This window comes from Acinetobacter sp. WCHA55, from assembly GCF_002165305.2.
Lineage (GTDB): Bacteria > Pseudomonadota > Gammaproteobacteria > Pseudomonadales > Moraxellaceae > Acinetobacter.
Window position 1 is genome coordinate 1,513,053 of the sequence record NZ_CP032286.1, and the last position, 17,888, is coordinate 1,530,940.

The window sequence follows — 17,888 nt, forward strand, 5'->3', positions numbered from 1 at the left end:
GCTCGAATGAAATGCTACTTCATTAATCCGTGCTCAGGATTTACGTTGCTGGAAGTGATGGTGGCGTTGGCTATTTTTGCCACGGCAGCGGTCGCTTTAACTAAAGTGGGTGTGCAATATACTCAATCTACTGCACATGCGATTTTACGTACTAAGGCACAATTTGTTGCCCTGAATGAAATTTCGATGATGGAAATTAATCGTGATTGGCTACAAGGCACGGCCTCTAAACAAATCAGCCAACAAGGTGAAACTTGGCAAATTGATAAATCAGCGCAAGCAACGATCAGTGCTAATGTCCAACGCGTCAATGTGCAAGTGGGCTTGGTGAATCCTGAAACTGGAAAAGTAGATTCGGGTGTTACGAGTTTAGTTTTTTTTAACCATCGTGATGGAAGCCAACCATGAAAAAACGCTCAGGCTTTACTTTGGTCGAGTTATTGGTGGCAATCGCTATTTTTGCTGTACTTTCAGCTTTGGGGTGGAAGGTTTTTGATTATCTAATCAAGATTAAAGAACGCAACACTCAACATGAACAGCGCTTAAGTCAGCTACAGGAAGCATATCAACAAGTGTTACGTGACACTGTGCAAATTGTTCCAATTACTGCCAATGTTGCGGGGCAAATTCAACCCGCAGTCATGTTGCAAAATGGTCAGTTAACCTTTAGTAAAACTGGCGTGACTGATCCTTTAATGCAGGGCATACCGCCTGAAGAGCGAGTGGAATATATTTATAAAGCAGATGAAAAAAAACTGTACCGTTATAAATATAAAAATTTAAATCAAATAGGTCATGACCAACCTGAAACCAGTGTCTTAATGGAGTCGGTCGATCAATTTCAAGTGATGGTGCTCAATCCAAATGAAATGGCACAATGGCCTAAGGTAGCATTGAGTGAAAATGATGTGACTCAAGCAAAAATACTACCGCGTGGTTTAAAAATAAACCTCACCGTCAATGAGGTGAGTTATGAATGGGTGTTTAGTCTATTAAATACAGACTTTTTAAAACAAAAAAATTAAGTTGCAGGATATGAAACTCAAGGACTGTATGCAAAACCTTTTTTCTTTAAATGTATTCGTTGTAAATAGGGGGATCTTTTGAAGCACTCTCAGCATGGCATTGCATTGATCACCATTTTGGTGATGGTGGCTTTAGCAACGATCCTTGCAGCTACAATTGCGAAACATCAGCGCAATACCGCAGAGAGTACGGCTTATTTAATGCGACAAAACCAAGCTCTGTTATACGCAAAAAGTGCTGAAGCTTTTTTTTCTGAGCTGTTGGTGGATGATGCTCAAAATGCAGCAGAGGTTGATCATCTACAAGAAACGTGGGCGAAGCCCATGCCTGCTTTTCCAGTGGAGGATGGTTTTGTTTCTGGGCGTTTAGAAGATGAGTCGGGAAAATTTAATTTAAATGCTTTAGTTAAGTCGGATAAAAAGCCGAATGAGGCTGCAAAACTTTGGTTTGAAAAGCTGTTGGTACGTGTTGGGTTACCTGCGCAGCTTTCAGAAGCAGTGATTGATTGGCAAGATGAAGATGATGAAGTCAGTGGGCCGATGGGGGCTGAATCTGCTTATTATCAAAGTTTAGCTCAGGGGTATTTGGCATCAAATCGTGCTTTTTATAATATTGAACAATTAAAGTTGGTGCGGGGGTTTGAGGGGCGCAACTATCAACTGATTGCACCTTATGTGAGTGCTTTGCCGAGCAATGAGTTAAAGGTGAATATCAACACTGCACCTGCATTGGTGTTGGCCAGTATTGATCCTAAGTTGGATGTCTCTACCATTCAAAATTTACAAAAACAAAGACAGGCTAACTTGGAGCATTTTTCCAATGTAAATGAACTGTGGGAAATTGATCCGTTTAAACAGGTGGACGAGGCTCAGCGGGCTGCTGTTAATGATTTTCTTGGGGTTCAATCGAACTATTTTAAAGCGAGAATTGAAGTCTTGTTGAATGAACGGAAGCGTCAGTTTAGTAGTGATTTGGTGCGAAAAGATCGAGCGGTATATGTGGCTTATCGGAGCATGTCGCCGTTTTAAAGGGTAAATGTAAGACTGATATGATTTACCAATTGGATTGAACAATAAAATAAATGAGCATAGGTTTACTTTTGCTTTATAATTAAAGTCAATTCTCAGAAAGTTTGATTGCATTACGGCATATGTTAATTCGTAAGTTATTTAAGTTTGAAAATGCCCATATTGTACGCAACTGTACATCGGATCGCTGTAAACGCTCTATTCATGGCCATAGTTATAAAGTTGAATTACTCCTCAAAGCATCGAAATTAGATCATGGTCAAATGGTTTATGACTTTGGCTTGCTGAAAGGAGTGATTAAAGACCTTTATGACTCTTTTGATCATGCGATTTGTTTTTGGCAAAACGATAATCCAGAATACATCCAAGCGTGTAAAACGTTTAGTGCGCGTTGGGTATCGCTGCCTGTTTCGCCATCGGCTGAGCAATTTTCACGCATTTTCTTTTATCTTGCACAGCAGGTGCTTGCGTCGACCGTGACTCAAAACGGTGAGGGTGATGTAGAAGTGTATTCAGTGATTGTGCATGAGACCGATACGGGCTATGCGCAGAGTTTTATTGAAGATATTGAAAATGAGCAGATGGGACTTTTAGCTCTTAATGAAATAGAATTTTCAGAGCAAATTCAAGCAGAATGGAATGATACTGAAATGTATAGCAGGTTAAAAGAAGGTATCAAATTTCATAATCCGAATGTAGAATTGCAAGTCAAATTGTGAAATTTGTCACAGAATATAAAGTCAAGGAATAAGGCGCAAGTATGTCTTTAACAGAACAACAGCAAACCAAGCTTGATAAAATTCAGCTGGATGCCAGTTGGAAATATGGATTAAGTGATTTTTTACTGAGTCCAAAAATGGATGCGTTAAAGCAATTTCTTGTTACAGAAATCAAGGCGAATAAAGTGATTTATCCGCCAAATGCGCTGATTTTTAATGCATTTAATAGGACGCCTTTGGCAAATGTAAAAGTGGTAATACTTGGACAAGATCCATATCATGGGCCAAATCAGGCACATGGGCTTAGTTTCTCTGTGCAAAAGGGGCTTGCATTACCTCCATCTTTACGTAATATTTTCCATGAGTTAAATAAAGATTTAGGAATTGACATTCCTAAACATGGGGATTTAACGCGTTGGGCGCAGCAAGGCGTTTTGCTGTTGAACAGTGTATTAACCGTTGAAGCTGGTCAACCCACATCACATCAAAAACAAGGTTGGGAAGACTTTACCGATCATGTGATTGATGTTTTAAATGAACAGCGTGAGCATATTGTTTTTATTCTTTGGGGAGCATATGCGCAGCGGAAAGGACAACGGATTGATCAAGAAAAGCATTTGGTGTTGAAGGCGGCACATCCGTCACCTTTAGCAGCAAACCGTGGTGGATTCTTCGGTTGTAAAGTTTTTTCAAAATCCAATAATTATCTTAAACAACATGGCATTGAGCCTATAGATTGGCAGCTGGACGCATGACATATTCTCCCGTTTCTAAAAACTACCATCCAGATTTGATTGTAGAAGAAGCAAAAAATGGTTGGCGCATTGTTCGTCTGAATAGACCAAAATCACTTCACGCTTTAGATGAAACTATTGTTTCTGCTTTATTTGAGGTGTTTCAAGATTTTCATAGTGATGACGCAGTGAAAGCCATTTGGTTGGATTCAACTACACCAAAAGCGTTCTGTGCGGGCGGTGACGTACGTAAACTTCGTCAACTAGTGATTAACGATGAAGTTGAAACAGCGAATCAGTTCTTTGAGCAAGAATATGCTTTAGATTTATTACTACACAACTATGCTAAGCCTGTCTTGGTCTGGGGTGAAGGTTATGTCATGGGCGGTGGTTTAGGTCTGTTTATGGCAGCGCCATTCCGTTTAGTGACACCGCATTCACGTTTAGCGATGCCTGAAATCAATATTGGTTTGTACCCAGATGTGGGTGCAACGCGTTTCTTGGCGGATCGTGGAGCGATTGGTTTGTTCACGGGCTTAACGGGTTCAATCATGACGGCCGCGGGTGCATATGGTATTGGTTGGGCAACACACATTTGTGATGCGCAGCGTAATACGGTGCTGGAGAAAGTCATCAATATTGATTGGAGTCATTATCCAGCAGGTGATTTTAGAGCCATTGATGATACATTAAACAGTATGCATCGTCCTGTAGGCCCAGGCCCATTGCAGAACTCTTTGGATGTCATCCATAGTGTATGTCGGGGTGTGAACTTCGAGCATGATTATGATGCTATTGTTGGTTTAAGTGATGCACGTAGTGATTGGCTTCGTCAAGCCAGTGAAAACTTGCAAAAAGGCTCACCAACCACTGCTGCGCTAACATGGTTATTATGGCAGTGGGGCAAGCAAGTTCATTCTTGGAATGAAATATTTGAGCTTGAAACCCAAATTTCGGACTGGAAAATTCGCCATGCCGATTTTGTTGAAGGTGTACGTGCGCGTTTAGTGGATAAAGATTTGTCGCCAGCATGGAAACAGGGGGCTAGTAACAGCTTAAAGGGTATTTTTGCTGGTAATCCACCGACAACTAGTATTGAAAGCTGGAATGAACTCCTTAAACATTATGATGTAATCTAATCTTTATGACTGATGTTTTAAAAACAGATAGTGAATGGATGCAGCTTGCTTTAGAGCAGGCTGCTATTGCAGCGTCAAAAGATGAAGTCCCTGTTGGGGCGGTCATTGTGAGTCAAAACAAAATTATTGGTTCGGGCTTTAATGCGCCTATTACGCTCAATGATCCTACCGCACATGCTGAGGTTCAAGCACTGCGTGATGCCTGTCAAAATATACAAAACTATCGGTTGCCTGATGATGCGGTCATGTATGTGACGCTTGAGCCTTGTACCATGTGCGTTGGTGCTTTGGTGCATGCACGCGTTTCAAAAGTGGTATTTGGTGCGACAGAACCGAAAGCGGGCTCTCTTGTAAGTGCACGTAAATTATTTGAAACAGGTTATTATAATCATCAGTTCTTGGTTGAATCAGGTTGTTTGCATGAGCAATGCTCGCAGCAGCTCAGTCATTTTTTTAAAATGCGCCGCGAACAAAAGCGACTCTCCCGTCTACAAGAAAAGGGATGAATCCATTTGTAAAATAATAATTTCATGTAAAATAAAATGACAATTATTATTGTCAAATAAGGCGCTGGAATAACTATGAATAATATTCAGATTAAAAAAGAATTTAATGCACCTGTAGAGCAGGTGTTTGATTTACTGTCTAAACACTCAACCTATAACGTCGCTTTTGCGCCAGTCCAAGTGGTGCGTGTGAAAGACTCAGCAGATCCTGGACGTCCAGATGGGCTTGGTTCAATCCGTCGTATGGGTTTTGGGCCAATTAAGCCGTTACAAGAGCAAATCACATTAATGAATGTGAATGAGCGTATTGAATACAAGATTATTAAAAATCCACTCATCAAACATCATTTGGGTATTATTGAGTTTGAACCGATTGACTCGAATAAAACGTTAGTGACCTATACGATTGAATTACAGGCACGTGCACCTTTTGTAAGTAAATTAATCCTTGCACAGCTTAAATCTGCGATTAAACTAGGATTTTCAAAACTCGCTAAATCTGTATAACAAACTTTGGGTAAGCAATGACAGTTCAAATAATCACAATTGATGGTCCAAGTGGTTCGGGTAAGGGCACTCTGGCTGCAAAAATAGCAGCCCATTATCAATTCCATTTACTTGATTCAGGAGCGTTATATCGCTTGTTGGGCCTGTCATTGCATCAACATGATTTGTTAGATGCTTTGTCAAGTGAGCTAAGTCAATGTGTCGAAATTGCTAAACATTTAGACATACAATTTTTAAGTTCTGCACAAGGCACACACGTCTTGCTTAATGGTGAAGATGTTAGCCAAACCATTCGAACTGAGCAGGTTGGTGAGTTTGCATCAAAAGTTGCAACAATTCCTGAGCTTAGAGCTGCATTGATCGATCGTCAACATGCTTTTGCACAAGCGCCAGGCTTGGTTGCAGATGGTCGAGATATGGCAACATCCATCTTTCCAGAGGCTCAAGCCAAGATTTATTTAACCGCTTCAGCCCAATCTCGTGCTGAACGCAGAGTAAAGCAGTTGCAGGGTATGGGGCTGGATGCTAAAATAAACGATATTTTAGCTAATATTGAGGCGCGTGATAAACGTGACATGGAGCGAGAAGTTGCTCCACTCAAACCAGCGGCTGATGCCTACATCATTGATAGTTCTGAATTGAACATTGATGAGGTGTTTCAGCTCATGACGGCTTATATAGATAAGCAATTAGCAAATTAACGAATTTTTATATTCAGCAGAAGCATAGCTTGATCAGTTCAATATGGACTATGTAGACGCTTAACTAAACCGGCCTTGTCTGATCCAAGACCGCTGACTTTATCAGGTATATCATGACCGAATCTTTTGCAGCCCTCTTTGAAGAAAGCGAATTAAACCTCAACGTTGAAAAGGGTGCTGTCATCCAAGGCGTTGTAGTAAACATCGATTCTGATTGGGTAACAGTTGACACTGGCCTTAAATCAGAAGGTATTGTTGACCGCGCTGAATTCTTAAATGAACAACGCGAACTTGAAGTTCAAGTTGGCGACACTGTTGATGTTGTTGTTGAAGCACTTGACAATGGCATGGGTCAAACAGTTTTATCACGTGAAAAAGCGAAACGTGCTGAAACTTGGACTAAACTTGAAAAAATCTTTGAAGACGGCGAAATCGTTACTGGTGTTATCTCTGGTAAAGTTAAAGGCGGTTTCACTGTTGACATCGGTCCAGTTCGTGCGTTCCTTCCAGGTTCTTTAGTTGATACTCGTCCTATTCGTGATACTACTCACTTAGAGGGTAAAGAGTTAGAATTTAAAGTAATCAAACTTGATGCTAAACGTAACAACGTTGTTGTATCTCGTCGTGCTGTTATGGAAGCTGAATCTTCAGCTGACCGTGAAGCTCTTCTTGCTCAGCTTGAAGAAGGTCAAACAGTTACTGGTACTATCAAAAATCTTACTGACTATGGTGCATTCGTTGACCTTGGCGGTATTGATGGTCTTCTTCACATCACTGACATGGCTTGGAAACGTATCAAGCACCCATCAGAAGTTGTTGAAGTTGGTCAAGAAGTTACTGTTAAAGTACTTAAGTTTGACAAAGAACGTAACCGCGTATCTTTAGGTCTTAAGCAATTAGGCGAAGATCCATGGTTAGCGATCATGAATCGTTACCCTAAAGGTTCAATCGTTAAAGCTCGCGTAACTAACTTAACTGACTACGGCTGTTTCGCAGAAATCGCTGAAGGCGTTGAAGGTTTAGTACACGTTTCTGAAATGGACCACACGAACAAAAACATCCACCCATCTAAAGTTGTTCAGATTGGTGATGAAGTTGATGTTATGGTTCTTGAAGTTGACGAAGAACGTCGTCGTATTTCTCTTGGTATCAAACAAACTCGTGCTAACCCATGGGAAGAGTTTGCTAAGAACCACGACAAAGGTGAAAAAGTTTCAGGTACGATCAAGTCAATCACTGACTTCGGTATCTTCATCGGTTTACCAGGCGGTATCGATGGTCTAGTTCACTTGTCTGACATTTCTTGGAACGAACAAGGCGAAGAAGCTATCCGTCGTTACAAGAAAGGTGACACAGTTGAAGCTGTTATCTTGTCTGTAGACGCTGAAGGCAACCGTATCAGCCTTGGCATCAAGCAAATGAACAGCGATCCGTTCAACGATTTCTTAGCTGCTAACGAACGCGGTGCACTTGTAAAAGGTACTGTAACTGCTGTTGATGCTCGTGGCGCAACACTTAAGTTAGCTGACGAAGTTGAAGCGACTCTTAAAGCATCTGAAATCAACCGCGACCGCGTTGAAGATGCAACTAAGTTCCTTGAAGTTGGTCAAGAAGTTGAAGCGAAAATCATCAACGTAGATCGTAAATCTCGCTCTATCAACTTGTCTATCAAAGCGAAAGACGAAGCTGAAGAGAAAGAAGCAGTTGCTAACTTGAAGACAGCGACTACTGGTCAAGACAATGGTCCTAAGACTATTGGTGATTTGATCAAAGCTCAAATGGGCAACTAAGTAGATGTTTGAATTGTATTGTTAATGTAAGTTAACTAATACTTTTTACACAAATACAATAAACGGTAGCGTAGTATTCACTTATTACGCTACAGTTTTGTATTTAAACAGGTTATTATCAATCTATCTACAAGGTAGCTTGATAATTAAAGAGGTCGCAGATGACTACTGAAGCACTTAATAAGTCTGACTTAATAGAGCGTATTTCTCTTAAAAACCCGCACTTAGCAGAGCCATTAGTGGAAGAAGCTGTTAAGATTATGATTGATCAAATGATTGCATCTTTGTCTTCAGATAATCGTATTGAAATTCGTGGTTTTGGTAGTTTCGCACTCCATCATCGTGAGCCTCGTGTTGGGCGTAATCCTAAAACGGGTAAGTCGGTAGAAGTGGCTGCTAAAGCTGTCCCACATTTCAAACCAGGTAAAGCATTACGTGATGCAGTAAACGAGACTGCAGGCGAATAAAATTTATTGGGGTGCTTATGCGTTACGTATTATTCGCATTATTAATTGTACTGTTTGGCTACTGTCTAGCTTTGGTACTACAAAACGGAACTGAGCTAACCGTTGATCTGTTGTTTATACAGGTTCCAGCAATGCGTTTAGGTCTATTGTTATTATTGACAATGGCTTTAGGGATTGTGTTGGGTTTGTTAATTGGTGTTCAGGTATTTCGTGTATTCCAGAAAGGTTGGGAAATTAAGCGACTACGTAAAGACATTGATCACCTTCGTAAAGAGCAGATTCAATCCGCTCAGTTGGCTGCGGCTGAAGCTGCGGCACATACAAGACATGAGAAAACGGTGTTAGATATCAATCCTAATGATCGTCCTTCTACACCGCTTTAAGCCACAATATCAAGTAAGATTTCTATCTTAAAAGTATTGAAGCAAGTTTGATTTAAACGCCTTTGGATATATAGCTAAAGGCGTTTTTTATTGTGATTTAAAATATTGATAACTATATAAAAATTATATGAATAAAGAACTTAGTTTGAATTTTAAATGGTTTTTAGAAAAATAGTCTTGGTCGTTTTAGGCTTAATCCGTATAATGCCATAATTTTGTGAGTTTGAAGGGTCTCCCCATGAGTATTATTGTTGCCTTAGATGCAAAAAGTCATTATGACGCAATGACGATTGCTGGGCAATTAGACCCTCAATTATGCCGTGTAAAAGTCGGTAAAGAATTATTTACCCATGAAGGCTCATCTATTGTTAAAGCTTTACATGGTGAAGGCTTTGAAGTCTTTTTAGATCTAAAATTTCACGATATTCCAAATACGACTGCGCAAGCGGTATGTGCTGCTGCAGATATGGGAGTTTGGATGGTAAATGTCCATGCTTCAGGTGGCCGTAAAATGATGGAAACCTGTGTTGAGCGCTTAAAGGCTGGCAACTATAGCACTCAACTGATAGCAGTAACGGTGTTAACTTCGATGGGTCGTGAAGATCTAGCCGATATTGGTCTGGATATTGAACCATTTGAACAAGTCAAACGTTTAGCGAAATTGACTAAAGATAGTGGTTTAGATGGTGTGGTATGTTCAGCGCAAGAAGCAAAAATGCTGCGTGAGGCTTTGGGTTCAGAGTTTGCATTGGTGACACCAGGTATTCGTCCTGAGGGCTCAAGTGCGGATGACCAAAAGCGTATCGTAACGCCAAAGCAAGCCATGCTAGATGGCGCAACTCATTTAGTCATTGGTCGTCCAATTACACAGTCCGCTAGCCCATGTCAAACGCTTAAAGACATTCTCGCAACGCTCTAAATATAAAACTCTAAAAAGCCTTTCATTTGAAAGGCTTTTTTATACATTTTTTTAAAAAAAGAAGCATTTGAGCTTAAACTGACTATACCAAAGCAAAATACTGAATTACGCAGTGCGATTGTAAAGGAAGCCACTGAAATGAATCTGGATTTAAAAGAACAAGATGAAGACTCCACTAATTCATCTGCTTGGGTATCAGCCATAGCTGTTGTTCAGCTATCAACTAGGTGTAACAATGGTTGAGGCGGTGGGTGATCTGGTGAAAAAGATTGATATAAACTGGGGCTGTTTATTTTAAAAGATGAAAAGATAAATATTGAGTGTAGCATCACACCTCATGTGAAGAGGCATGATGATCGTAAGATGACTTATACTGCTGCCAAAACACTGACAACAATAGGCGCCAGGACAGACAAGATAAAACCGCTGACCATAGCATGTGGAATAAAGTCATTCCCGCAGGCTTGTTTGACCATCGGTAGGGTGACATCCATTGCTGTGGCTCCTGCAGATGAAATCGCAGAGCGAGGGTAACGCCAGCCAATGATGTACATAAACACAATCGCAAAAATTTCTCTGAACAAATCATTCATCAGTGCAATACTGCCTAAATGTGCATTCTTTAACTCCGTGACCACAATGCCAGTCATAGAGTAAAAACCATAACCTTGAGACAACATAATCAAGTCTTTTAGTTGAATACTCGGTACAAAATAGGCTGTTACAAAAGCCCCAATAATTGAACCCAGAATACAACCAAGTGGAACGAGCAGGATTTGCCAGTTCAACCATGAGCGATCTAGTGGTGAATAGGCCAAATCAAGCCCGATCAGAAACATGAAAACTAGTAACAAGTTCCACGTACTGATATGAAGCGTATAGCCGAAATTTGAAGATAGCTCTGCCAAACCATAACCTAAGGCCAGTGCGATAAATGCATAACTGATATTGATTAAGGATTTGCTCACAAGGCTCATGGACACTTTGCCGTGACTCGGTTGGTAGCCCAAAAGTTTAAATAATATGTAACAACAGACAAAAGCACCGATACTGGTCATAACTGCTAAAAGAGATGCATGATTGAGTATCTGCCAAGGTTCGGCAATGCTATGCAAAGTCGTTGAGAACTCAATCGCAATTGCAATTAAGAGAATATAAGTAAAATAGGGCAGAATTTGAAAGGCAAGTCGTTCAAGCCATTTGGGTAAACGACGTGCCAAAATAAATCCTAGTGCTAAACAAATAAGAAGCTGAAAAATCAACCAAAATGATTGCATGTCAAGTAAAGTGTGAAAAAATACTAACTTATTATGACCGTGATCTTAATTTATTGCTTGACTATCTTGCTTGGAATTTAAAAAACGATAGTCTGCTGGATTAGCTTTTCGTGTTTTTAGCCAATACTTCCATGTATAGCTGGGCCATAAAGAGAAATTTTTTCCATCCTCTTGTTGATACCAACTCACACAGCCAGATTGCCAAATGGTGTTGGTAAATTGACTTTGTAAATGTTGGTTAAACTGATCTTGAGTATCTGCTTTCACAACGATTGCTTGAGATCGGGTTTTTTCTGCCATCTCGATGAGCTGTAGAATGTAATTCACTTGTGACTCAATCATAAAAATAACCGAGTTATGCCCTAAGACTGTATTGGGCCCTAAAAGCTGGAATAAGTTTGGGAAGCCTTTGGTGCTAATTCCATAGTAACTTTCAGCCCCATCTTTCCACGCGTCTGTAAGCTCAACATGGTTTATTCCTTTACAGCTAAAGGATTTAAGATAAATACGTGGGTCAGTCACAAAACCTGTGCCATAGATGAGGCAGTCAATTGCACGCTTTTTCCCATCTTTGGTGATGATACTGTCCTCTGTTAATTCCAAAATATCATCGGTAACCAATTCAACATTTTTACGGTTAAAACTCGGATAATACTTGTTGGAGACCAAGATACGTTTACAACCCATAATATAGTTGGGAATCAACTTATCTGCGGTTACAGGGTCTTTGACTTGATGGCGAATATAAGCTTCTGCCAGTTTTTGTGCATATTTCATGACCTGTGGTTTCATAATGGGAACTACACGGGATTCATTTGTCCAATACAAACGTGCTCGATGAATTTTTCGAAACCAATCAAATCGATCAAATAGTTTTTTTTCAATCGGTAAATAACGACGTTCATCCCGAGGAATAACCCATGCGGCTGTCCTTTGCAGTACGTAGAGTTGTTTCACTTGTTCTGCAATTTCAGGAATATATTGAATCGCACTCCCCCCAGTGCCAATAGAGGCAACATTTTTATTGCTGAGATCATAGTCATGATTCCACTGTGATGAATGGAAAACTTTGCCTTTAAACTTCTCGATACCCGAAATACGCGGAATTTGCGGTACATGCAACGGACCAGATGCAAAAATGGCAAATTGAGCGGTTAGTGTTTCAGTTTGATTGAGAGTAAGTTGCCATAAACACTGATTTTCTAAATAGTGTACAGCACTCACTTCAGTGTTAAAGCGGATATAAGACTGTAATTGATGTTCAGCAGTGAGTGTTTGGATGTATTGATAAATTTCAGGTGCTTCAGCATAACGTTTAGACCAATCAGTCTTGGGTGAGAAAGACAAGGAATAGAGGTGTGACTGTACATCACAAGCAGCACCGGGATATTGGTTTTCACGCCAAGTTCCGCCTATTTCACTGGCTTTTTCCAAAATGATAAAATCACGAATATTGTTTTGCAAAAGGCGAATAGCCATAGCTAAGCCACCAAAACCTGCGCCAATAATGGCGATTTTTACCTGAGGAGCTGTTAAGTTTGCTACCTGCATTTGCTATTTCCTTCTTGTTTTTCTTCATTGTAGAGTAACTTTCCAGAAGGTCTATGATAGCCCTGACAAGAAAATTGATAGATTCGGCAATTGTTGAGTGTTGGATGGTTGTAGTAAAACATAGGCCAATATTTTGCTTTTAATTGATTATGAAACGTTCTGTACTTGGCTTGATGTATTTAATTCAAGGAATGCGTAAAGCTGGAGTCGCAGTCGATCAAAAGTTACAAAGCATTGGTTTGCGTGTAGAGTCGCTTGATCCGAATGCGATCATTCATCCTGCTCTTGAGTGGGATATTTTGAAAATCATTGCAGAGGATGTTGAGCCTGAGCAAGGCTTGTTCATTGGTCAGCATTATGTCTTGGCAGGATATGGCCCTTTACTGATGTTATTGATGACTAGCCCAACGACGCACACGGCATTAGAGCAGGGTATTCGCTATCAAAGTTTGACGCATTTGAGTGGCTTATTGGGTTTGAAAAAACAAAATGATCAAGTTGCACTGTGTTATCTACCGCGTGACTTGCAAACACCTGTGGGACAGTTGCGTGCACATTCTGAAATCGCGGGTACCTATAAGTTTTTACAAGATATTTATAAGATGATTGGGCTAGAAATGCCTGAGATTCGAATTACTTTACCTATTGCACGACCTGATGATGCGAAAAAACTGGTGCTCTATCAGCAGGTTTATGGCCAACAAGTCAGTTTTGGTACGCAACAAGCTGAATTTTGGTTTGATGAATGGGTTTTAAGCGTACCGATACCTTCTGCAGATTTGATGACATTTAACGTTTATGCAGGCAAATGTCAGGCGGAATTGCAGCGTTTGGAGGAAACGGTAGAGCAGCCGAGTTTGATTCAGCGAGTACAAGATTATTTGGAGTTGCAACGTGGTTTATTACCGACCATGGCTGAAACAGCTCAAGCGCTGAATTTGCCAGAGCGAACCTTAAGGCACCAGTTGCAACAGTTAAATAGCAGTTATAAACAAATTCGTGAGCAATTAATGAAAGACCGTGCACTTCATTTGATGGAATATCAGGAATATTCCATTGAAATGATTGCAGAGTTATTGGGTTACTCGGAGCCTGCAGCCTTTAATCATGCGTTTAAACGGTGGTTTGGTTACAGTCCACGACAATATGGGAAATAGCCTAAGCATAATTATGCCAAAGTGTTATATATTAACTTTTCCACTCCGCTATAATTGATATAGCCTAAAAACAGTATTAAATGATATGTCAGATTTTAATTCACCTACAGCATTCAGTCCTTTATCTCCTGCAGAGCGCTATGCGCAAGCCTTAGCATCTGGCCAGTTTATGTCTGATGAGGCACAAGCTCAGGCCGTTCATGAGTTGGATCGCGTTTGGCATGAATTAATTCAACGTTTTAAGGCATCTAAAAAAGCATTCCGTCGTTTCCGCCGTCAAACCTCTCCTCGTGGTGTATATATGTGGGGTGGTGTAGGTCGGGGTAAAACATGGTTGATGGATCAGTTTTATGACTCAATTCCGTTTCGTCGTAAAACACGGATGCACTTTCACCACTTTATGCAACATGTACATCGTGAGCTTAACAAGCTTTCAGGTCAGCGTAACCCTTTAGATGCGGTTGCGGATCAAATTTATAAAGAAGCGGTGGTCATTTGTTTTGATGAGTTCTTCGTCTCGAACGTCACAGATGCCATGATTCTTAGTGATTTGTTTCAAAAGCTTTTTGCACGTGGCATTACCTTGGTTGCGACCTCAAACATTGCACCAGATGGTTTATATAAAAATGGTATTCACCGAGACCGTTTCATTCCAACCATTGAAATGGTGAAACAGCAGTGTGTGATTTTAAATGTAGATGCGGGCGTGGACTACCGTTTACGTGTTTTAAAACAAGCACAACTCTTTAAATCACCCTTAACACATGAGCACCAACGTTGGATCGCACAGCGTTTTAGCGCACTAACTCAGACCCAAACCATTTCAGATGAGCCGATTATTATTAATAATCGTATTGTAGAAACGGTCGGCCATACCGAAGATGTTTTATGGTGTGAGTATTCAGAGCTGTGCTTAAAACCACGGAGTCCTGCTGACTTTATCGAAATTGCAAATATTTATAATACTGTGTTGGTGAGTAATGTTCCGCATTTAACTGATTATCTTTCTGAAGGGACACGCCGCTTTATTTATTTGGTCGATGAGTTTTATGACCGTGGGGTAAAACTGATTTTAACTTCAGAAGATACAATTATTGATTTATACTCTGGTGATAAATTAGCCTTTGAAATTGAACGCACGCGTTCACGTTTATTGGAAATGCAGTCAGATGATTACTTGAATGAAGCCCATCGTCAAATACAAGTTGAAGCAAGTAAGCAACAAGAAGAAATTTAAAAATATAAGCACCTAAAAGGGTGCTTTTTTTATGTGCATTTTCATCGATTAATTTATCGACTTTTTTGAATAATCATGGCTTAATCAGTGTAGGAAAGAGGGAGAATATTGGTTTTAAGTGTAAAAAATATTCAAAACTGCACTTAAGTCTAATTTCGGCATTTCAGAAACTTAATAAACTACTAAAGAGCATTTTGTAAATTGATAATGCTTGTGCCTTGAGCGGTATTTTATTTGGTAGTTTGTATACTTTATTAAATAAAAAATGATCACTATTTCGCACGGTGATATTACTATTCAGCCAAGTTTAAATCGGTATACTAGAATCTCTTGTATAAAAAGTAGCAATATCAGGAAAGACAATGACTGCACGTATTCAAAAAGGCAAGTTAGCGATTGCTAAAGAACTTTACGATTTCATCGAAAATGAAGCACTTCCAGGTTCAGGTTTGGACAGTGAAACTTACTGGAAAAACTTTGAACAAGTCGTTGTCGATCTTAGCCCAAAGAACAAAGCACTATTGGCTAAGCGTGACGACATTCAAGCGAAGATCGATGAATGGCACCGCAACAACAAATTTGAACTTGGAGCTTACAAAGCTTTCCTTACTGAAATTGGCTACTTGGTACCAGAAGTAGAAGATTTCCAAATCAGCACAGAAAATGTAGATGAAGAAATCGCATTATTGGCTGGTGCGCAATTGGTAGTACCTGTACGTAATGCACGTTATTGCTTAAATGCTGCAAACGCACGTTGGGGCTCTTTATACGACGCACTTTACGGTTTTGACGTGATCCCTGAAGACGGTGGCGCGGAAAAAGGTAAAGGCTATAACCCTGTACGTGGCGACAAAGTTATTGCATTTGCTAAAAACTTCTTAAATGAAACTTTCCCATTAGCGAATGGTTCGCATGCTGATGCGACAAAATATGCAGTTGAAGGCAAAAAGTTAGTTGTGACCTTGAAAGATGGTTCAACAACAGGCTTAGCACACGAAGCACAATTCGTTGGTTTTAATGGTAATGAAGCTGCACCAACAGAAATCGTACTTTTAAACAACGGCCTACACGTTGTGATTGAAGTTGATGCGAATAGCCCAATTGGTAAAACAGATGCCGCTGGCGTAAAAGATTTGGTTCTCGAAGCTGCTGTAACGACTATTCAGGATTTAGAAGATTCGATCGCTGCTGTAGATGCAGAAGAGAAAGTTGAAGGCTACCGTAACTGGTTAGGTTTGATGAAAGGTACACTTTCAGAGTCTATCGAGAAAAATGGTAAAACCGTTACGCGTACTTTGAACAAAGACCGTACGCACAAAAACTTGATCGGTGGTGAAACGAAACTTCATGGCCGTTCATTGATGCTTCTTCGTAATGTGGGTCACCTTATGACCAACCCTGCGATCCTTGTAGATGGTGCTGAAATCTACGAAGGTATCATGGATGCATTAATCACTCCGCTATTGTCTTTTGCAGACATTAAAGGTGAAAACGAAAACAAGAACTCTCGTAAGGGTTCAATGTACATCGTAAAACCTAAAATGCATGGCCCTGAAGAGGTTGCTTTTGCGGTTGAGTTGTTTGAGCGTTCAGAGCAAGCACTTGGCTTGCCTGCAAAAACTTTAAAAATCGGTATCATGGATGAAGAGCGTCGTACTTCTGTAAACTTAAAAAACTGTATCGCTCAGGCGAAAGACCGTACCATCTTCATTAACACAGGTTTCATGGATCGTACTGGTGATGAAATCCATACCTTTATGGAAGCAGGTCCATTCGTTCGTAAGGGTGAAGTGAAATCACAAATTTGGTTCCCAGCATATGAAAACCGTAACGTGATGATCGGTCTTCAAGCGGGCTTACGTGGTAAAGCACAAATTGGTAAAGGCATGTGGCCAAAACCAGATATGCTTTTAGACATGTACAAAACCAAGATTGAACATCCAGAAGCAGGTGCAAGCTGTGCATGGGTTCCATCTCCATCTGGTGCTGTCATTCACGCGATTCACTATCACCAATGCAACGTGTCTGAGCGTCAAAAAGAACTTTTGAATACTCAACCATTATCATTGGACGATTTGTTAACACCACCTTTAGCGACAGACACTAACTGGACTGAAGAAGAGAAAACCAAAGAGCTTGAAAATAACCTTCAAGGGATCTTGGGTTATGTTGTGCGCTGGGTTGACTTGGGTGTAGGCTGTTCGAAAGTTCCAGACATTAATAATGTTGGTTTAATGGAAGACCGTGCAACTTTACGTATCTCATCTCAACACGTTGCAAATTGGTTACGTCATGGCATCGTATCTGCAGCGCAAGTTGAAGAAGTGATGCAGCGTATGGCGAAAATCGTTGATGAGCAAAATGCAAACGATCCGCTTTACACACCAATGGCACCAAGCTTCGATGGTTATGCATATAAAGCAGCGTATGACCTAGTGTTTAAAGGTGGTGAGCAGCCATCAGGTTATACAGAGCCATTACTGCATGCTGCACGCTTGAAGTTAAAAGGTTATACAGGTGACTAACCTATAAATCTAAAAAAGCCTCTTCGGAGGCTTTTTTATTGGATGAAATAAGTCATACTGTATCCTTAGAGGAAATCAATAAGACTGATTTAATTTTGGGTAATAACAGTGATCTATAGATTGGGCTTACTCAAGGTTATGAATGGTTTTAAGCGTAGTGCTAAATAAGTATCTCAACTAGACGCTGAGGATAAAAGCCTAATACAATTCGCTTTATAAATC

At 40.3% G+C, this 17,888-nt stretch carries 19 protein-coding genes; 16 read left to right on the top strand and 3 right to left on the bottom strand.

The genetic code is table 11. The features are described 5' to 3' along the window. Positions 1-6 precede the first annotated feature (6 nt). From gspI to pyrF, 13 genes are all read left to right on the top strand, one after another. Entirely contained in the window at positions 7-408 is a 402-nt protein-coding gene (gene gspI, locus CDG62_RS10175) for a type II secretion system minor pseudopilin GspI (RefSeq protein ID WP_087527184.1), read from the top strand. Beyond that, positions 405-1,025 carry a type II secretion system minor pseudopilin GspJ gene (gene gspJ / locus CDG62_RS10180; protein WP_087527121.1) on the top strand — a complete coding sequence of 207 codons (621 nt, stop codon included), beginning with the start codon at positions 405-407 and terminating at the stop codon, positions 1,023-1,025. The genes gspI and gspJ overlap by 4 nt, the downstream gene beginning before the upstream one ends. A gap of 78 nt (positions 1,026-1,103) precedes the next feature. Next, entirely contained in the window at positions 1,104-2,054 is a 951-nt protein-coding gene (gspK, locus tag CDG62_RS10185; protein WP_087527122.1) for a type II secretion system minor pseudopilin GspK, read from the top strand. A 122-nt stretch (positions 2,055-2,176) separates the two neighbouring features. After that, positions 2,177-2,773 (top strand): 6-pyruvoyl trahydropterin synthase family protein, encoded by a 597-nt coding sequence (locus CDG62_RS10190; protein ID WP_087527123.1) that lies wholly within the window; start codon positions 2,177-2,179, stop codon positions 2,771-2,773. A gap of 41 nt (positions 2,774-2,814) precedes the next feature. Then, complete coding sequence (gene ung, locus CDG62_RS10195; protein WP_087527124.1) at positions 2,815-3,528, top strand: uracil-DNA glycosylase; 714 nt, start codon at positions 2,815-2,817, stop codon at positions 3,526-3,528. Then, complete coding sequence (locus CDG62_RS10200) at positions 3,525-4,646, top strand: enoyl-CoA hydratase/isomerase family protein (protein ID WP_087527125.1); 1,122 nt, start codon at positions 3,525-3,527, stop codon at positions 4,644-4,646. Before ung ends, CDG62_RS10200 begins: the two co-directional genes overlap by 4 nt. A 5-nt stretch (positions 4,647-4,651) precedes the next feature. Continuing rightward, positions 4,652-5,152: a tRNA adenosine(34) deaminase TadA gene (tadA, locus tag CDG62_RS10205; protein ID WP_087527126.1), complete on the top strand. Its 501-nt coding sequence runs from the start codon at positions 4,652-4,654 to the stop codon at positions 5,150-5,152. Between the two features lie 75 nt (positions 5,153-5,227). Next, the gene (locus tag CDG62_RS10210; RefSeq protein WP_087527127.1) at positions 5,228-5,659 is read left to right on the top strand and encodes an SRPBCC family protein; all 432 of its coding nucleotides are present in this window, start codon (positions 5,228-5,230) and stop codon (positions 5,657-5,659) included. Between the two features lie 17 nt (positions 5,660-5,676). Next, positions 5,677-6,360 (top strand): (d)CMP kinase, encoded by a 684-nt coding sequence (cmk, locus tag CDG62_RS10215; RefSeq protein ID WP_087527128.1) that lies wholly within the window; start codon positions 5,677-5,679, stop codon positions 6,358-6,360. A gap of 113 nt (positions 6,361-6,473) precedes the next feature. Then, positions 6,474-8,150, top strand: a complete 1,677-nt coding sequence (rpsA, locus tag CDG62_RS10220; RefSeq protein WP_004696863.1) for a 30S ribosomal protein S1 — start codon at positions 6,474-6,476, stop codon at positions 8,148-8,150. A gap of 161 nt (positions 8,151-8,311) precedes the next feature. Beyond that, on the top strand, positions 8,312-8,617 hold the full coding sequence (locus tag CDG62_RS10225; protein ID WP_004696865.1) for an integration host factor subunit beta: 306 nt from the start codon (positions 8,312-8,314) through the stop codon (positions 8,615-8,617). Between the two features lie 17 nt (positions 8,618-8,634). Continuing rightward, positions 8,635-9,000, top strand: coding sequence for a lipopolysaccharide assembly protein LapA domain-containing protein (locus CDG62_RS10230; protein WP_004696867.1), 366 nt, complete (start codon positions 8,635-8,637; stop codon positions 8,998-9,000). Between the two features lie 238 nt (positions 9,001-9,238). Continuing rightward, positions 9,239-9,919 (top strand): orotidine-5'-phosphate decarboxylase, encoded by a 681-nt coding sequence (gene pyrF, locus CDG62_RS10235; protein WP_087527129.1) that lies wholly within the window; start codon positions 9,239-9,241, stop codon positions 9,917-9,919. Here the strand turns inward: pyrF and CDG62_RS10240 are convergent. The 3 genes from CDG62_RS10240 to CDG62_RS10250 all read right to left on the bottom strand — a co-directional run bounded on the left by CDG62_RS10240 (position 9,916) and on the right by CDG62_RS10250 (position 12,747). Continuing rightward, a complete protein-coding gene (locus tag CDG62_RS10240) occupies positions 9,916-10,122 on the bottom strand; it encodes a hypothetical protein (RefSeq protein WP_087527130.1) in 207 nt (68 codons plus the stop codon). The genes pyrF and CDG62_RS10240 overlap by 4 nt on opposite strands. Positions 10,123-10,287: 165 nt before the next feature. After that, positions 10,288-11,196, bottom strand: a complete 909-nt coding sequence (locus CDG62_RS10245) for a lysine exporter LysO family protein (protein WP_087527131.1) — start codon at positions 11,194-11,196, stop codon at positions 10,288-10,290. A gap of 45 nt (positions 11,197-11,241) precedes the next feature. Further along, a complete protein-coding gene (locus CDG62_RS10250; protein WP_087527132.1) occupies positions 11,242-12,747 on the bottom strand; it encodes a flavin-containing monooxygenase in 1,506 nt (501 codons plus the stop codon). A 149-nt stretch (positions 12,748-12,896) separates the two neighbouring features. Here CDG62_RS10250 and CDG62_RS10255 point away from each other — a divergent pair, with 149 nt between their 5' ends. The 3 genes from CDG62_RS10255 to CDG62_RS10265 all read left to right on the top strand — a co-directional run bounded on the left by CDG62_RS10255 (position 12,897) and on the right by CDG62_RS10265 (position 17,666). Then, positions 12,897-13,904 carry an AraC family transcriptional regulator gene (locus CDG62_RS10255; RefSeq protein WP_087527133.1) on the top strand — a complete coding sequence of 336 codons (1,008 nt, stop codon included), beginning with the start codon at positions 12,897-12,899 and terminating at the stop codon, positions 13,902-13,904. Between the two features lie 85 nt (positions 13,905-13,989). Beyond that, complete coding sequence (zapE, locus tag CDG62_RS10260; RefSeq protein WP_087527134.1) at positions 13,990-15,141, top strand: cell division protein ZapE; 1,152 nt, start codon at positions 13,990-13,992, stop codon at positions 15,139-15,141. A 362-nt stretch (positions 15,142-15,503) separates the two neighbouring features. Beyond that, on the top strand, positions 15,504-17,666 hold the full coding sequence (locus tag CDG62_RS10265; RefSeq protein WP_087527135.1) for a malate synthase G: 2,163 nt from the start codon (positions 15,504-15,506) through the stop codon (positions 17,664-17,666). Positions 17,667-17,888: the final 222 nt, after the last annotated feature.

Bases quoted from the DNA above. Each gene is read 5' to 3' on its own strand.
- gspI (WP_087527184.1), top strand. From the start codon at position 7: ATGAAATGCTACTTCATTAATCCGTGCTCAGGATTTACGTTGCTGGAA.
- gspJ (WP_087527121.1), top strand. From the start codon at position 405: ATGAAAAAACGCTCAGGCTTTACTTTGGTCGAGTTATTGGTGGCAATC.
- CDG62_RS10190 (WP_087527123.1), top strand. From the start codon at position 2,177: ATGTTAATTCGTAAGTTATTTAAGTTTGAAAATGCCCATATTGTACGC.
- ung (WP_087527124.1), top strand. From the start codon at position 2,815: ATGTCTTTAACAGAACAACAGCAAACCAAGCTTGATAAAATTCAGCTG.
- CDG62_RS10200 (WP_087527125.1), top strand. From the start codon at position 3,525: ATGACATATTCTCCCGTTTCTAAAAACTACCATCCAGATTTGATTGTA.
- tadA (WP_087527126.1), top strand. From the start codon at position 4,652: ATGACTGATGTTTTAAAAACAGATAGTGAATGGATGCAGCTTGCTTTA.
- CDG62_RS10210 (WP_087527127.1), top strand. From the start codon at position 5,228: ATGAATAATATTCAGATTAAAAAAGAATTTAATGCACCTGTAGAGCAG.
- cmk (WP_087527128.1), top strand. From the start codon at position 5,677: ATGACAGTTCAAATAATCACAATTGATGGTCCAAGTGGTTCGGGTAAG.
- rpsA (WP_004696863.1), top strand. From the start codon at position 6,474: ATGACCGAATCTTTTGCAGCCCTCTTTGAAGAAAGCGAATTAAACCTC.
- CDG62_RS10225 (WP_004696865.1), top strand. From the start codon at position 8,312: ATGACTACTGAAGCACTTAATAAGTCTGACTTAATAGAGCGTATTTCT.
- CDG62_RS10230 (WP_004696867.1), top strand. From the start codon at position 8,635: ATGCGTTACGTATTATTCGCATTATTAATTGTACTGTTTGGCTACTGT.
- pyrF (WP_087527129.1), top strand. From the start codon at position 9,239: ATGAGTATTATTGTTGCCTTAGATGCAAAAAGTCATTATGACGCAATG.
- CDG62_RS10240 (WP_087527130.1), bottom strand. From the start codon at position 10,122: ATGGCTGATACCCAAGCAGATGAATTAGTGGAGTCTTCATCTTGTTCT.
- CDG62_RS10245 (WP_087527131.1), bottom strand. From the start codon at position 11,196: ATGCAATCATTTTGGTTGATTTTTCAGCTTCTTATTTGTTTAGCACTA.
- CDG62_RS10250 (WP_087527132.1), bottom strand. From the start codon at position 12,747: ATGCAGGTAGCAAACTTAACAGCTCCTCAGGTAAAAATCGCCATTATT.
- CDG62_RS10255 (WP_087527133.1), top strand. From the start codon at position 12,897: ATGAAACGTTCTGTACTTGGCTTGATGTATTTAATTCAAGGAATGCGT.
- zapE (WP_087527134.1), top strand. From the start codon at position 13,990: ATGTCAGATTTTAATTCACCTACAGCATTCAGTCCTTTATCTCCTGCA.
- CDG62_RS10265 (WP_087527135.1), top strand. From the start codon at position 15,504: ATGACTGCACGTATTCAAAAAGGCAAGTTAGCGATTGCTAAAGAACTT.